The organism is Nocardioides sp. NPDC058538, from assembly GCF_042719275.1.
Taxonomy (GTDB): Bacteria; Actinomycetota; Actinomycetes; order Propionibacteriales; family Nocardioidaceae; genus Nocardioides.
This window is the reverse complement of the sequence record NZ_JBHXNY010000001.1, coordinates 283,343-297,330: the sequence shown is the minus strand read 5'-3', so window position 1 is coordinate 297,330 and position 13,988 is coordinate 283,343. Positions and strand designations below refer to the sequence as shown.

The 13,988-nt window shown below is 68.5% G+C and carries 13 protein-coding genes; 8 read left to right on the top strand and 5 right to left on the bottom strand.

Features of this window, described 5'->3' with window-relative positions:
• Positions 1-22: 22 nt before the first annotated feature.
• On the top strand, positions 23-760 hold the full coding sequence (locus ACFWQC_RS01420; RefSeq protein ID WP_378671984.1) for a PaaX domain-containing protein, C- domain protein: 738 nt from the start codon (positions 23-25) through the stop codon (positions 758-760).
• Between the two features lie 19 nt (positions 761-779).
• On the opposite strand, the gene ACFWQC_RS01415 is transcribed toward ACFWQC_RS01420, so the two are convergent.
• Entirely contained in the window at positions 780-2,492 is a 1,713-nt protein-coding gene (locus ACFWQC_RS01415; RefSeq protein WP_378671981.1) for an aldehyde dehydrogenase family protein, read from the bottom strand.
• Position 2,493: 1 nt separating this feature from the next.
• Positions 2,494-4,074, bottom strand: coding sequence for a GMC family oxidoreductase (locus tag ACFWQC_RS01410; protein ID WP_378671979.1), 1,581 nt, complete (start codon positions 4,072-4,074; stop codon positions 2,494-2,496).
• A gap of 182 nt (positions 4,075-4,256) precedes the next feature.
• On the opposite strand from ACFWQC_RS01410, the gene ACFWQC_RS01405 reads away from it, so the two are divergent.
• A complete protein-coding gene (locus ACFWQC_RS01405) occupies positions 4,257-5,480 on the top strand; it encodes a PucR family transcriptional regulator (RefSeq protein ID WP_378671976.1) in 1,224 nt (407 codons plus the stop codon).
• Positions 5,481-5,876: 396 nt separating this feature from the next.
• On the top strand, positions 5,877-6,095 hold the full coding sequence (locus ACFWQC_RS01400) for an amphi-Trp domain-containing protein (RefSeq protein WP_091045126.1): 219 nt from the start codon (positions 5,877-5,879) through the stop codon (positions 6,093-6,095).
• A 41-nt stretch (positions 6,096-6,136) separates the two neighbouring features.
• Here the strand turns inward: ACFWQC_RS01400 and cls are convergent, their stop codons facing one another.
• Complete coding sequence (gene cls, locus ACFWQC_RS01395; RefSeq protein ID WP_378671973.1) at positions 6,137-7,570, bottom strand: cardiolipin synthase; 1,434 nt, start codon at positions 7,568-7,570, stop codon at positions 6,137-6,139.
• 358 nt (positions 7,571-7,928) lie between these two features.
• On the opposite strand from cls, the gene ACFWQC_RS01390 reads away from it, so the two are divergent.
• The 3 genes from ACFWQC_RS01390 to ACFWQC_RS01380 are packed head-to-tail and all read left to right on the top strand — an operon-like array spanning position 7,929 to position 10,288.
• A complete protein-coding gene (locus ACFWQC_RS01390; RefSeq protein ID WP_378671971.1) occupies positions 7,929-8,288 on the top strand; it encodes a carboxymuconolactone decarboxylase family protein in 360 nt (119 codons plus the stop codon).
• Entirely contained in the window at positions 8,260-9,375 is a 1,116-nt protein-coding gene (locus ACFWQC_RS01385) for an AI-2E family transporter (RefSeq protein ID WP_378671968.1), read from the top strand. Before ACFWQC_RS01390 ends, ACFWQC_RS01385 begins: the two co-directional genes overlap by 29 nt.
• A gap of 7 nt (positions 9,376-9,382) precedes the next feature.
• Positions 9,383-10,288, top strand: coding sequence for a YhjD/YihY/BrkB family envelope integrity protein (locus ACFWQC_RS01380; protein WP_378671965.1), 906 nt, complete (start codon positions 9,383-9,385; stop codon positions 10,286-10,288).
• 24 nt (positions 10,289-10,312) lie between these two features.
• On the opposite strand, the gene ACFWQC_RS01375 is transcribed toward ACFWQC_RS01380, so the two are convergent.
• Entirely contained in the window at positions 10,313-11,731 is a 1,419-nt protein-coding gene (locus tag ACFWQC_RS01375) for a DUF2252 domain-containing protein (RefSeq protein WP_378671963.1), read from the bottom strand.
• Between the two features lie 96 nt (positions 11,732-11,827).
• Positions 11,828-12,775, bottom strand: a complete 948-nt coding sequence (locus ACFWQC_RS01370; RefSeq protein WP_378671960.1) for a 1,4-dihydroxy-2-naphthoyl-CoA synthase — start codon at positions 12,773-12,775, stop codon at positions 11,828-11,830.
• 56 nt (positions 12,776-12,831) lie between these two features.
• Here ACFWQC_RS01370 and ACFWQC_RS01365 point away from each other — a divergent pair, with 56 nt between their 5' ends.
• Together ACFWQC_RS01365 and ACFWQC_RS01360 are read left to right on the top strand one after the other, a co-directional pair.
• On the top strand, positions 12,832-13,281 hold the full coding sequence (locus ACFWQC_RS01365; protein ID WP_378671957.1) for a nitroreductase family deazaflavin-dependent oxidoreductase: 450 nt from the start codon (positions 12,832-12,834) through the stop codon (positions 13,279-13,281).
• A gap of 103 nt (positions 13,282-13,384) precedes the next feature.
• A complete protein-coding gene (locus ACFWQC_RS01360) occupies positions 13,385-13,987 on the top strand; it encodes an amino acid-binding protein (protein ID WP_378672292.1) in 603 nt (200 codons plus the stop codon).
• Position 13,988 lies beyond the last annotated feature (1 nt).

Below are 13,988 nucleotides of genomic sequence, written 5' to 3'. Positions count from 1 at the left end.
TGTTGCATGAGAGGATGCCCAGGTGGTTACCGCGCGCGATGAACTGGCTCCGCTCTCCGCCCGATCCACCATCCTGAGCCTGATGCTCGGCGCGCACCCGAACCCGCTGACCCCGGCCGACCTCGCCCGCGCCGGCCAGTTCTTCGGCATCGCACCGGCGACCGTGCGGGTCGCGGCCACCCGCGCGGTCAGCGACGGTGACCTGAGCAGGACCGAGTCCGGCTACCGGCTCGGCGAGCGGCTCGTCCAGCGCCAGGCCCATCAGGACGAAGCGGTGCACACGGCGGACAAGCCGTGGGACGGCTCCTGGGAGATGGCCATCGTCGTCACCGCCGGCCGCCCCGGCCCCGAACGCGCCGTCCTGCGCGATGCGCTCAAGGCGCACCGGCTCGCCGAGCTGCGCGAAGGAGTCTGGACCCGACCGGCCAACCTTCGGCGGCCGCGCTTCTCGGACCCGGTGCTTCGGACCTTCACAGCGACACCGGACCAGGATCCAGTCGAGCTCGCCGTCTCGTTGTGGGATCTCGGCGGCTGGGCGCGCGAAGGCGAGCGTCTGCTCGAGCTCCTCTCGTCCACACCCCAGCCCGCGCTGCGTCTCGCAACGGCCGCCGCGATCGTGCGCCACCTCAGCGACGACCCGCTCCTTCCCGTCGAGCTCCGCCCGGCGGACTGGCCGGCGGCGGACCTGCGCGAGACCTACAGCATCTACCAGCGTGAGCTGAGCGAGCTCGTCGCGCTGAACGGCCTTCGTTCTCGCTGATCGCCGTTGACCGCCGCGATCAGCCCCGTAGCGCCGACGCGAAGACCCCGGGTAGCTTCCGCCAACGTGGCGCAGCCGCGAAACGGACCAGCCGCTCCCCGGTCGTCGCCGCCGTGCGGTTGTGCACGAACCACGGCGGGACCGGCGTGAGCGCCGGACTGCCGCTCGCCCACGAGCGAGGGAACGGGCGGAACGGCCCGCGCACAACGGTGCGCTCGGGGCGCGCGAGGAGGAGTCCGTTGTGTACGACGCCGTGACCGGACTGGATGTCGTCCGGGGTGTGACCGGGGAAGGCTCCCCAGGTCGCGAACGGCGAGAGGTAGCCGACTGCGGTCCACGCGTTGACGGCGATGGTGCCGTAGCGCAGGCCGGCGAGCAGCTGCTCGAACCGGTCGGCCCCGACCGCCTCCAGGTCGCGTGGATGGATGACGATGTTGGCACCGAGGGTGCCGCGGAGCCGGTCGTTGGCGAAGGCGATGGCTTGGGCGAGGAAGTTCGCCCCGCTGCCGGACAGCTCGGTCACGCCCAGGACCGGACCGAAGAACTCCGTCGAGTACGCCGCCTCGTCCTCGAACGGATCGAGGGCCGGGAGCAGGGTGCGCTCCGGCGTGCCGCCGAGCGCCTCGAACGGCGTGGCACCGCTCCGGGCGGCGTCGATCCGGGGTCCGGAGCCGGGATACCAGGCGGGACGTACGGGCGCATCGGCGAGCGCGCGCCGCAACGCGGCGAGGAAGTCGTCCTTCTGCTTCCAGTCCTTGCTGACGACGACCACCTGGCCCGCGACACAGTTGGCCCCGGAGTTGTGCAGCCGCATGGTGGCGACGTGACGTGCCTGGAACTCCAGATCGCGCTTCGACCATCGGCCGGGCGTGACGATGACGGGCGCGACCCCGCCCAGCTCGCTGGTGATCGGCTTGCGCATCAACGGCGTACCGGCCGCCTTGTTGGCCGCGCCCTCCGCACCTGGGCCCCAGACGATCGCGTCGTGAGTCGCCTCGGAGCCGGTCATGTGGACCGCGTCGAAGCCGTCGTGGGCGATGAGTGCCGAGCCGAGCTCGAGGTCGCTGGTGAAGACCTGCACCACGCCCAGCTCGATGAACGGAGCGAAGATCGCCTCGAACACCGGCAACAGCCGGTCGGTGACAGGGTTGAGCTTGAGCGCGACGGAACGGTTGTCGGCGTAGAGGACGTAGAGCGCGTCGAGCGGGGCGATCGAGAAGATGTTGCCGGCGCCGAGGACGACGCACGTGCCGCGCACCGCCTCGGGCTCGCACAGGCCGAGGCCGGCAGTCGCGCGCACCTCGTCGGCGGAGACCCCGGGCTCGCACCACACCTCGGCGGAGAAGCCGGACAGCAGCAGCCGGTCCCAGACCGAGTGCGGAAGCACCTCGACGGCGACCCGGTCGCCGGGAACGGGGCGGATGTCGAAGCCGTCCGTCGGCGCACCGCCCTGCTCCATCGTCGCCAGGGTCTGCGCGAGGTGCCCGGCGTAGTAGAGCGTGGCCCAGGGCCCGGAGATCCACTCTTCCCCGACGGGCGGAGTGCCCGGGGTGAGGCCCTTGATATCGGTGGCGATCCGAACCCACTCGGCGGCGTGCTCGTCGACGAGTCCGACGAACTGCTGCAGCAGGGCGCGACGTCCGGCCAGGCTGACGCCGGACCACGCTCTGGCGCCGGCCCGCGCTGCAGACGCGATCTCGTCAGCCCGCTGAGGAATGGTCTGGGTGGACATCTCAGGCTCCGCTCTTGATGAGATCCGCGGCCTTCTCGCCGATCAGCATGGTGGGTGCGTGGGTGTTGCCATGGGTGACCCGCGGCATCGCCGACGCATCGGCGACCCGCAGGCCGGTGACGCCCTGGACCCGCAGGGAAGCGTCCAGCACGCCCTCGCCCTCGACGCCGATCCGGGCGGTGCAGCTCGGGTGATAGGTGTGCTCGACCTCCGCGCGCACGGCTCGCTCGAGGTCGGTCCGGCTCGCGCCGTACGAAGGGCCGGGGTGGATCTCCTTGCCGACAGTCCCGCGCATGGTCCGGCTCGCCATGACCTCGCGCGCCCGCTCGATGCCGTCGATCATCGACTGCATGTCGCGCGGGTCGGCGAAGTAGTTGTTGCGGATCCTCGGCGCCGCCGCCGGGTCCGCGGACCGCAGCCGGACCGCCCCCTCGGATCGTGCGCCGACCATGGACAACCCGATCGCGATCGCGGTCTTGTCATAGGACGCCGCGCCGTGCTGGAAGAAGTAGACCGGCGCCGTGATCATCTCCATCTGAGGCGCGATGTCGTCGACGCTCGTGTGGAAGAAGCTTCCGGCCTCCCCGACGTTCGAGGTGAGCATGCCCTTCCGACGGGTGACGTACTTCAGCAGCTCGCCGGGCTTCTCGGCGTGGGTGAGGTTGTCCCGATCCGTCGTCTCCCAGTTCATCAGGAGCATCGGGTGGTCCATCAGGTGCGCGCCGACGTGGGCGTTGTCGACGACCGTCGCGATGCCATGTTCGGCGAGGTGATCTGCCGGGCCGATGCCGGAGAGCATCAGCAGCTGCGGCGTGTTGTAGGCGCCGGCGGCGAGCACCACCTCACGGGCCGCGCGGATCGTCTGCAGCCCGCCGCCGATGTTCACGACCACACCGGTGGCGCGGCCGTTCTCGATCAGGACGCGGTGCACCATGGCGTTCGGGGTGATGGTCAGGTTGGGCTGCTTGCGACGCGGAGCCAGATAACCGTCGTACGTCGTCCAGCGCTGCCCGCGGCGGGTGAACCGCTGGAACATCGACGTGCCCACCTGCTCGGCTCCGTTGAAGTCGTCGATCCGGGGCATACCGATCTCGGCCATGGCGTCGACGAACCGCCCTGACACCGCACGAGCATCGGGAGCGTCCTCGACGTACTGCGGGCCCGAGTCGCCGTGGAACTCGCTCGCGCCGCGGCTGTTGGTCTCCATCCGGCGATAGAGCGGGAGGATCTCGTCATAGGACCAGCCGGTGGCGCCGGACTTGGCCCAGCCGTCGTAGTCGGCCCGGTTGCCCCGGACGTACATCATCGCGTTCATGCCGCTGGAGCCACCGAGCATCTTGCCGCGCGGCTGATAGATCCGTCGGCCGTCGAGATGCGGCTCGGGCTCGGAGGTGTAGTCCCAGTCGATCTTCGTGTGGAACTGCTTCGCGAACGCCGCCGGGATCTGGACGTTCAGGTTAGGACGGCTTCGCCCGCCCGCCTCGAGCACAAGCACCGAGGTGCGCGGGTCCTCGCTGAGGCGACCGGCGAGCACCGCTCCGCCCGAGCCACTGCCCACCACGATGTAGTCGAACTCCTGCATGGCGATCCTCTCGTCGGGCCCGGCATGTTCGGGCGCTCACCATGGTGGTCGCACGCGCCCGCTCGGCGCTTGTGACGGCTACCACATTCGTGGCTCGCGTTTGTGGGAGACTCCAAAGCAGACCCGGGATCCGGGAGACCGACCCACGCAGGCATGTTCGACACCCCAAAGGCAGCCCGACGATGACCACACCAGCACCTGTCGAGAGGTGGCTGCAGGACTTCGCCCAGAACTCCCTCCGTCCGGGGATGGTGGACGCCTTCGTCCAACGCGTCGACGACGACATCGTGAGCGCGATCCCCGAGATCGCCACCGACCCGGTTCTCGTCGAGGAGCTGCACGCCTCGACCCGGGAGCACTGGCGCAACTTCCTGGTCAGCCTCGCCGACGACTATCGCCTCGCGCTGCCGTCGGCCGCCATCGCGTTCAGCCTGTCCATCGCGCGCCGCCACCTCGACATCAGTGTGCTGCTCAAGGTCTATCGCGTGGCCAACAAGACCGTGTTCAGCTACGTCGCGGAGAACACGGAACCCGACCACCTGCCCGAAGGCCTGGCCCGCGACGAGGCGCTGCTGGCTCTGTGGCTACGCGCCGAGCAGTGGATCGACGATGCGGTCGAGCAGCTCATCGGGCACTACACCCGCGAGCGCGCCTCACTGGTGGAGGGAGCTCAGGCACGACGTTCCGAGGCCATCGAGGCCCTGATCGCCGGCGCTGCTCCGACTCCCGACGGCGAACGCGTGCTCGGCCACAAGCTCACCTCCTGGCAGACCGCCTTCGTCCTCTCCGCACCGTCGACCTCCGACGGCGGCGCGCCGCTCTTCGACCTCGCGCTGCAGATCTGCGAGCGCCTCGGTCTGCCGCGGCCGCTGACCACGCTGGCCGGCAGCCGGGAGCTATGGGGGTGGGTGGCCACCACCGAAGAGCCGACCGTCGATCTCGGGGCCGTCATCCCGCTCCTCGAGGAGGCCGAGCTCCACTTCGCGCTCGGACGGGCCTGCCATGGACCGACAGCCTTCCGTGACAGCCACCTCCAGGCAGTCGCGACGCAGCGGATCGGCCGCCGGGCTCGCACACGGGCTCATGGCTACGCCGACGTGGAGCTCGTGGGACTGGTCGGGGACGGCGAGCTCGCCCGAGCGATGGTCCGAAGGGAGCTGGCTCCGCTGATGACCGGCGCCCGCGGCGAAGGGGACCTGCGCGGCACCGCGCTCGCCCACCTTCGGACCGGAATGAACGTGGAGGCGACGGCCGAGGCGCTCTACATCCATCCGAACACGGTTCGCTACCGCATCGGCCGTGTCGAGGACCGGCTCGGCGAGCGCCTGGCCGCGCGCGCGACCATGCTCGAGGTCTGCCTGACCTGGCTGGAGGTCTATGACATCGACGTCCTGGAAGGTCCGTGATCATGGCCGCGCAGTGGGAGCCGGGACGCTGCGCGCTGCTCGTTGTCGCGCAGCCGCCCCTCGTAGTGGCTGAAGAAAACCATGGTGACCAGGTCGGGCGGCTGCGTACGCCTGTCTTCTCGAAGACGTGCTCGAGGTGCTGCTGGACCGTGTGGGGCGAGATGACCAGCCACCTGTGGCTCCGATCGCGTCGCGAGAACGGAGTCGGGGCCGGAGGCCTCGGTGCACAACCGCAACCCACCGGCGTTCATGGGGCACGAGCGGGATTCACGCGTTCCGTATGACACCGGACTTTCACGTCGCTGGGTAGGTTGCGAGGGTGTCGTCTGTCGAGCTGGCACGAATCGCGCTCGGCCGAGATCAGCACCCCTCAACCTCACCAGCAAGGAGATCGAGATGGACCTGATGGAAGTCACTGAACGGGCAAGGCTGCGTCGTGAGGACGCTGCGGCTCGCCTGCGCGCCCTGGCCGACGCGCTCGCCAGCAACAACGAGGTCGAGTTCGAAAGAGAAGGACTGCGCTTCAAGGTGCGCGTCCCTGACGAGGTCGACTTCAAGCTGGAGGTCGAGATCGGGGACGACGAGCGCGAGGTCGAGATCGAATTGAAGTGGTGACAGGCTCGCCCAACTGAACCGGCGCGCTCGATCGGCGCGCTCTACTGCAGCGCCGCGGTCAGCCTCATCACGTTGTCCAGGTACGCCGCGCCGCGGGATCGTGTCAGCCAGTCCTCGAGGAGCAGCTCCTTGGAGATCGACCGGTACTGGTCCTCGACCTTGCGCATCTCGGCGACGACCTCGGGTCCGAGAAGCATCAACGAGACCTCGTAGTTCAGCACGAACGAACGCATGTCCATGTTGCTCGATCCCAGAACCGCGACGTCGTCGTCGACGCTGAAGAACTTCGAGTGCAGGATCGCGGGCGCCGGATACAGGTAGATCCGCACCCCCGCGCGCAGCAGCGCCTCGTAGTAGGAGCACTGGGCGTGGTAGACCATGAACTGGTCTCCGGCCTCGCTCACGAACAGCTCGACCTCGACGCCTCGCTGCGCGGCCGTGGTGATGGCGTACAGCAGCGACTCGTCCGGCACGAAGTAGGGACTGGTGATCGACAGCCGGCGTTGTGCCGAGTACAGCAGGAGCGTGAACGCGCGCAGATTGTTCTCCGTCGAGAAGCCCGGCCCGCTCGGGATCACCTGCCCCTCGATGTCGCCGGCCGGGTTCGGTACCGTGCCGAGCTCGTCGATCAGCTTGACCTCCGTCTCGCTGTACCAGTCGGTGCAGAAGAGCAGATTGAGAGCGCTGACCGCCGGACCTTCGACGCGCGCCACCAGCTCCGTCCACTCACGGCCGAGCTTGTGGTTCGCGGGCTTGTTGTAGCCGGGCTCGATCAGGTTCTGCGAGCCGGTGAACGCCACCATCCCGTCGATCACCAGGATCTTGCGGTGGTTGCGCAGGTCAGGCCGGCGCTTGAACGGTGCGACCGGCAGCATCGGGTGCCACTCGATACCGGCTGCGTCCAGCCGGGCAATGAACTCCTTGTACCCCGGGATGCCCTTGGATCCGAGGTGATCGAAGAGCAGGCGGACCTTCACCCCGCGATCTACGGCCCGCGCCAGTGCTTCGTAGAAGAGTCCGGTCACGTTGTCCCATGCGGTGATGTAGAACTCGACGTGCACCCAGGCGGAGGCCTTGTCGACCTCGGCGGCCATCGCCGCGATGGACTCGGCATAGACCGGGAAGAGGTCGATCCTGTTGCCGGGCGTCACCGGCTGCGCTCCCAGGTTGCGGCTCAGCGTTGCCACCGAGCGTACGTACGCAGGTCCGGGGAAGTCGCTCTCGAGTGTGGGCACGTGCGCCGCTCGCTCCGCCACGAGCGCGTTGACCTCGGCCTGCTGCTCGTTGCGACGACGCCCGAGCTTGGTCCGCCCCAGGACGAGGAAGATCACCCACCCGAAGAGCGGCACGACCAGGATCAGGAGCAGCCAGGCCATGCCGCTGGACGGTCGCCGGTTCTTGGGCACCACGCCCAACGCGACGATCTTCAACGCGAGGTCGATCAGGTAGAGGGAAACGGCGATCCATGGGGCCATGGTCAGGAGTCTGGTGCCGGCCCGGCCGCGCGTCCTCACCCAAGATGCGTGAAGCCCGACGCCGTGGCCGGACCCGGGCGGGTGCTCAGCAGGTTTCCTGGACGTCGGTGATGAGAGTCCGTACGTCGCTGCCAAACGTGGAGAGCGCGGTCGCGGCGGCGCCCAAAGTGGAGGCGGAAACACTCTCCTTGGCCGCCTCGATGCTCGCGTCGAGCGCGCTTCACCAGATCTGCATGATGCGGACTGAACCGAGGTGGGGGTGAATGAGGCGTACGGACGGCGAATCGAAGGGTCGCGGTCAACTCAGAGCGAGCCGGAAGGACGGTCCGGAGTGCACTACGCCGATCGACTCCACCGCTTGGCCATCAACCAGACGGAGTGGTCCGAAGACCCCATCTATGCGGTCGATGAGGCGTGGCTCGAACCCACGCTGGATGCCCGAACCCTGGCTCTGGTCAGGCTGGCGGCGCTGGTTGCGGTCGGGGGCGAGGTCCCCTCCTACGGTTCCGCTGCCGATGCGGCCGTCGATGCCGGCGCGAGCGCCACCGAGGTCGTCGACGTACTCATCGGCGTCCTCCCCATCATCGGTACGGCACGCGTGGTCGCAGCCGCTCCCAGGCTGGCGATGGCTCTCGGATATGACACCGACGCGCTCGAGGGGGAGCACCCGGCCGGGACAGGAGATCCTCATGAAGCACGCCTCCACCACCGCACCTAGCGAGATTCAGCCCCGATCGTTCGCCTGGACCTTGTTGCTCGGTGCCGCCGCGCTGACGCTCGCGCTGGCCGGCGTGAGATCCATCGCGGACATCGTCGGGCCGGTCCTCATGGCCTTGGTCATCACGATCACATTGCACCCGATCCGCCTGTGGCTGGAACGGGGACGACTTCCCGGGTGGGCGATCTCGACACTGATGCTGGCCTCGGCAGTCCTGCTGCTCTCGGTCTTTGCGGTGGCATTGATGGTGTCGGTCGCCCAGCTGGCCGCCCTGGTGCCCACCTACGCCGACCAGATCGCCGACGGTGTCGCGAACGTGGGGAACATCTTGCGGGACGCGGGGGTCCAGCAGGAGCAGATCAACGCGGTCGTGAACGCGTTCGACCCGGGCCAGGTCATCGACGTGGCCATGTCGGTGCTCTCCGGCACGCTCGGCGTGGTCACAGACCTGTTCTTCCTGATCACGGTGCTGCTGTTCATCGCCTTCGACACCGACTCCACGCGCCGCAACCTGAAGACGTTGGGTGACCGGTTTCCCGACCCCGTCTCCGCACTGGACAATTTCGCCCACGGCACCCGCAACTACATGGGTGTCTCGGCGGGCTTCGGGCTGATCGTCGCCGTCATCGACGGGGTCGCCCTGTACGTGCTGGACGTCCCTGGAGCCTTCGTGTGGGCGGTGCTCGCATTCGTCACCAACTTCATCCCGAACATCGGCTTCGTCATCGGCGTCATCCCGCCGGCCCTCATCGCCTTGCTCGACGGCGGGCTAGGCCCGATGGTCACCGTCATCGTCGTCTACTGCGTCATCAACTTCGTGATCCAATCCATCATCCAGCCTCGGGTGGTGGGCGACTCGGTCGGTCTCTCACCGACGTTGACGTTCCTCTCGCTGGTGTTCTGGACCTGGGTGATCGGACCGATCGGCGCGCTGCTCGCCGTCCCGTGCACGCTGCTCACCAAAGCCCTCTTGGTCGAGGCCGACCCGCGCGGCAGGTGGGCCCTGCCCCTGATCTCAGGGAAGCCGGACACAGAGCCGGGGCCGGCCGCTCCGGTCGAGCTTCGGCCTGAGGGAACGCCAGAATGAGATCGGCATGGACTCGAACGACGGGACTCCGTCCTCGGAGAACCAGGCAGACCCAGCCGTCGATCCGGTCCGGACCCGCGTCGACGCCGTCCTGGGACGTCTGCCGGCCGGGCTGCAGCGGTGGCTTGGTTGGCTGCTCGACAGGCAGCTGGGACGGATGCTCCTGCGGGCAGTCGCGGGGCTCGGCCGGATCGAGGTGTTCGACCGGTCGATGACCGTCGCGGCCCAGTTCTTCACCTCCGTGCTCCCGGTGCTCATCCTGATCGCCACCCTGGGTTCGAACAGCGACAGGTTCGCCGACGCGATCGAGATGCCGGAGCAGACCCGGCAGGTGCTCGAGGGAGTCGTCGACAGCGGCGGCGGCGCAGCGTTCGGCATCGTCGGGGCCGTCTTCGTGCTCGTCTCGGCGACCAGCCTGTCTCGCGCGCTGGCCCGCGCCTTCGCTGCGATCTGGGGAGTGCCGCGCCCACCGACCAGGCTGAGCTCGGCCTGGCGGTGGCTGGCCGTCGTCCTGGTCTTCGCGCTCTCGCTGGTCCTCGTCCGAGCTGCCGGCGAGCCCCTCGGGTCCCTCCCTCCTCGCGAGCTGTGGCCGCGGGTGGTCTCGTTCGCCTGGGACGTCGCGGTCGCAGCGTTCATCCCTTGGGCGCTGCTCGCCGGCGCCGTTCGTGCCCGGATGCTGATGCCGGGTGCACTGCTGTTCGCTCTCCTGATGATCACGGTCCGCCCCGCCACCCAGGCATGGCTCCCGGTGGCACTCGAGGCGAGCGCCGACCGGTACGGATCCATCGGTGTCGCCTTCACCTACCTGACCTGGCTCTACGTTGCCGCCTTCTGCTTCCTCACGACCGCACTCGTGGGCCAGGTGGTCGCGACCGATCCGGGACTGCTCGGTCGACGCGTACGGGGCAACTGACAACACGGCTGGTCGATGGCACCCTCAGCCCCGCTCAGCCACGACCCGCCCGTCGGCGACCGCACGACGCATCGCTGCGTAGTCCCGCTCGTTCTGGTCGGCGTAGGCCTCGGCGAACGTCGAGACCGCCCGATCGAACCGATCTCCGGAGCCGAGGTAGCTCGCGATGGCGACCGGGTCACCGGAGCGCGCATGAGCCCTTGCCAGCGTCGCTCCACACATTCGGGCGTAGCCGGTCATGGCAGCGGGATCCATGGCCTCGACGATCGCCGAACCATTGCCGTCCCACAACTGCCGGACGAAGAAGTCTCGCTCGACGCCGTCGAACCCGCTCGCCTTCACCCAGCCGAGCATCACGTCGCTGGCGGACTGCATCAGTCGCTGCCCCTCGACGACCCGCTGACCGTGACTGGTGTACGCGCTCCTGCCGAGAAATGGCTCCAAGACGGATGCCTGGGCCTCCTTGGCCTGGAGGAACAGCGGGTCCTGGTCGTCGTTGCCGATCAGCAGCACGATCCAGGTGCGGGTGCCTACGCTGCCCACCCCGACCACCTTGCGCGCGGCGTCGGTGAAGCGAAACCCCTCGAGCAGGTGTCGATGGTCGCTTCGCAGGGTCGCGCGGTACATCTGCAGGATGGCATGAAGCGTGTCTTCGACCTCTCGGACCTCGTTGTCGGGCATCAGCTCCTGGATCCTCGCGATCATCGGAGGATCGTTGATCAGGCGCGGACGCCCATCCACGATCTCCACGAGCTTGGAGAAGGCCTTCAGACTGTCCTTCGACCGGGCCTTGGCCACGTTCTTGCGGAATCGCCTGACGTGCTTGCCCGTGAACTGCGAGCTCAGCAGGGCGTCCAGCTCGTCCACGTCCAGGCGGGCGTACCACACATCGAGCTTGCGCATCTGCGCCAGATCCTGCATCGCCTCCCGGTAGGACGATGCGGCAGCCAGGTTGACGGCCCTGCGCTCGGCGTCGTCGAACTCGCGGTCACGCCCCGCGACCGCGAAGCTCGCCACCAGGCGCTTGACGTCCCATTCGAAAGGGCCGGGCAAGGTCTCGTCGAAGTCGTTGAGGTCGAAGACCAGGCGTCGGTCCGGTGCTGCGAACGACCCGAAGTTCGACAGGTGCGCGTCGCCGCACAGCTGGACCGTCAGGTCCGTGCGCGGCGCACTCGCCAGATCTGACGCCATCAGGTAGGCGGAACCGCGGAAGAACGTGAACGGGTCCACCAGCATCCGGCCGTAGCGGAGCGGTACGAGCTCTTGCACCCGACTGCTTCCCTGCTCCTCGAGGAGGCCGACAGGGTCGGCCCGGTCGGGCGCCGGCTGCCACTCGCCGTGCACCGAACGCGGGACCTTCGCCCGCGTCCCACGGCCCGACGACGCCCGCTCCGCCAGAGTGAGGTGGTGGGGCCGACGTGCCTGGGTCTCGATCGAGCTCATCAGTCCATGTGACCTCACGCACCCGCCGTTGGCATCACGCAGCCTGTGTGACCCGTCGGAGACCGGCCGGCGGGTAGCACCGCGTCGTTGCGCAGATCAGTAGTACCAGGGGTAGGGCGACCAGTCGGGCTCGCGCTTCTCCAGGAACTGGTCGCGGCCCTCCTGTGCCTCGTCGGTCATGTAGGCCAGACGGGTCGTCTCACCGGCGAACATCTGCTGGCCGACGAGACCGTCGTCGAGGAGGTTGAAGGCGTACTTCAGCATCCGCTGGGCCGTGGGCGACTTGCCGTTGATCTTGCGGCCCCACTCGAGCGCGACGTCCTCGAGCTCGGCGTGCGGGACGGCGCGGTTGACGGTGCCCATGCGTACGCCGTCCTCGGCCGAGTACTCCTCGGCGAGGAAGAAGATCTCGCGGGCGAACTTCTGGCCGACCTGGCGGGCGAGGTAGGCGGAGCCGTAGCCGCCGTCGAAGCTCCCGACGTCGGCGTCGGTCTGCTTGAAGCGCCCGTGCTCGGCGCTCGCCAGCGTCAGGTCGCACACCACGTGGAGGGAGTGGCCACCGCCGGCGGTCCAGCCGGGGACGACGCAGATGACGACCTTGGGCATGAAGCGGATCAGTCGCTGGCACTCGAGGATGTGCAGCCGGGCGAGCTTGGCCTTGTCGATCGGGGTGGGCTCCTCCGCGCCGGTCCGGCCGGCGGCGTACGCCTCGTCCTCCTCGTACTGGTAGCCGGCCTTGCCGCGGATGCGCTGGTCGCCGCCGGTGCAGAAGGAGTGCTTGCCGTTCTTGACCGAGGGGCCGTTGCCGGTGAGCAGGACGCAGCCGACGTCGGCGGAGATCCGGGCGTGCTCCAGCACGCGGAGGAGCTCGTCGACGGTGTGCGGGCGGAAGGCGTTGAGTACGTCGGGGCGGTCGAAGGCGATGCGTACGGTGCCGTGCTCCTTGGCCCGGTGATAGGTCAGGTCGGTCAGATCCTCGAAGCCGGGGACCTCGTCCCAGCGGCTCGGGTCGAACGTGTCGGAGACTCCTTCGATGGCGCTCATGAGGGTGAGGCTATCCGGGCTCGGAATAGCCCGCGTCCCCGGCTGTTGTAGTGAGCATGACCGAACTGCAAGGTGAATATGTCCCGAGCACGGCCGACTGGGTGCGCGAGCAGGTTGCCGCGTTCGAGGCCTCCGACGGCGCCGAGGCCAACGTCCTCGAGCGCGATGGCAAGCCGATCATCCTGATCACCAACCGCGGGGCGAAGACCGGCGCGATCCGCAAGACCCCGCTGATGCGCGTCGAGCGCGACGGCCGCTACCTCGCGGTCGCCTCGATAGGCGGCAGCGACAAGAACCCCGCCTGGGTCGCCAACTTCCGCAAGTACCCCGACATGGTGCTCCAGGACGGCGGCACCAAGAAGGCGTACGTCGCCCGCGAGCTCTCCGGGGCCGAGCGCGACGAGTGGTGGGACTACGCCGTGAAGACTTGGCCGACGTACGGCGAATACCAGCCCAACACGTCCCGGATCTTCCCGCTCTTCCTGCTGGAGCCGGCCGGCGAATAGCCCTTCGGCCGACCGGCAGATTGCCCGCCAGTTGACCGGTGCGTAACCGGGACAGTGCCACGGCTGTCGGTTCGCGACGCTAGGGTCTGTGAACATGCCGTTCCTGCTACGCGTCGACCTGCCCGACATCCCGGGTTCCCTCGGTCGCCTCGCCTCCGCCATCGGTGAAGCCGGTGGCGACATCGAGGCGATCGAGATCGTCGAGAAGAACAAGGTCGACGGAAGAGCTGTCGACGATGTGCTCCTCGAGACCCAACCGGGAACGATGCCGGACTCCATCGTGTCGGCGTGCAACGAGCTCGAAGGCGTGCACGTCGTCTGGATCTCCCGCTACGCCGCCGGCGGCAATCTCTTCCTCGACCTCGAGGCCGTCGAGGACCTCACCGAGAACGCCCTCGAGGCGCTCGACCGGCTCGTGGACGTGCTGCCGCTGACCTTCCGTGCCGACTGGGCGATCCGCGTCCACCGCGTCAAGGGCATCAGCCGCGCCACCGACGGCTCGCCCGAGAACGTCCCCTTCATCGAGCTCGACCGCCCCGAGCGGATCGAGGTCGAGGGTGAGGACGAGAACATGTTCGCCGGCGCTCGCATCGACGGCAACGAGATCGTCATCATCGGCCGCCGCGGCGGCCCCGACTTCCTCGACTCCGAGCTGGCCCGCCTCGGCCACCTCGCCTCGCTCGCCACCTCCATCGCCCGGTCCTGAC

Bases quoted from the DNA above. Each gene is read 5' to 3' on its own strand.
- ACFWQC_RS01415 (WP_378671981.1), bottom strand. From the start codon at position 2,492: ATGTCCACCCAGACCATTCCTCAGCGGGCTGACGAGATCGCGTCTGCA.
- ACFWQC_RS01410 (WP_378671979.1), bottom strand. From the start codon at position 4,074: ATGCAGGAGTTCGACTACATCGTGGTGGGCAGTGGCTCGGGCGGAGCG.
- ACFWQC_RS01405 (WP_378671976.1), top strand. From the start codon at position 4,257: ATGACCACACCAGCACCTGTCGAGAGGTGGCTGCAGGACTTCGCCCAG.
- ACFWQC_RS01400 (WP_091045126.1), top strand. From the start codon at position 5,877: ATGGACCTGATGGAAGTCACTGAACGGGCAAGGCTGCGTCGTGAGGAC.
- cls (WP_378671973.1), bottom strand. From the start codon at position 7,570: ATGGCCCCATGGATCGCCGTTTCCCTCTACCTGATCGACCTCGCGTTG.
- ACFWQC_RS01385 (WP_378671968.1), top strand. From the start codon at position 8,260: ATGAAGCACGCCTCCACCACCGCACCTAGCGAGATTCAGCCCCGATCG.
- ACFWQC_RS01380 (WP_378671965.1), top strand. From the start codon at position 9,383: ATGGACTCGAACGACGGGACTCCGTCCTCGGAGAACCAGGCAGACCCA.
- ACFWQC_RS01375 (WP_378671963.1), bottom strand. From the start codon at position 11,731: ATGAGCTCGATCGAGACCCAGGCACGTCGGCCCCACCACCTCACTCTG.
- ACFWQC_RS01370 (WP_378671960.1), bottom strand. From the start codon at position 12,775: ATGAGCGCCATCGAAGGAGTCTCCGACACGTTCGACCCGAGCCGCTGG.
- ACFWQC_RS01365 (WP_378671957.1), top strand. From the start codon at position 12,832: ATGACCGAACTGCAAGGTGAATATGTCCCGAGCACGGCCGACTGGGTG.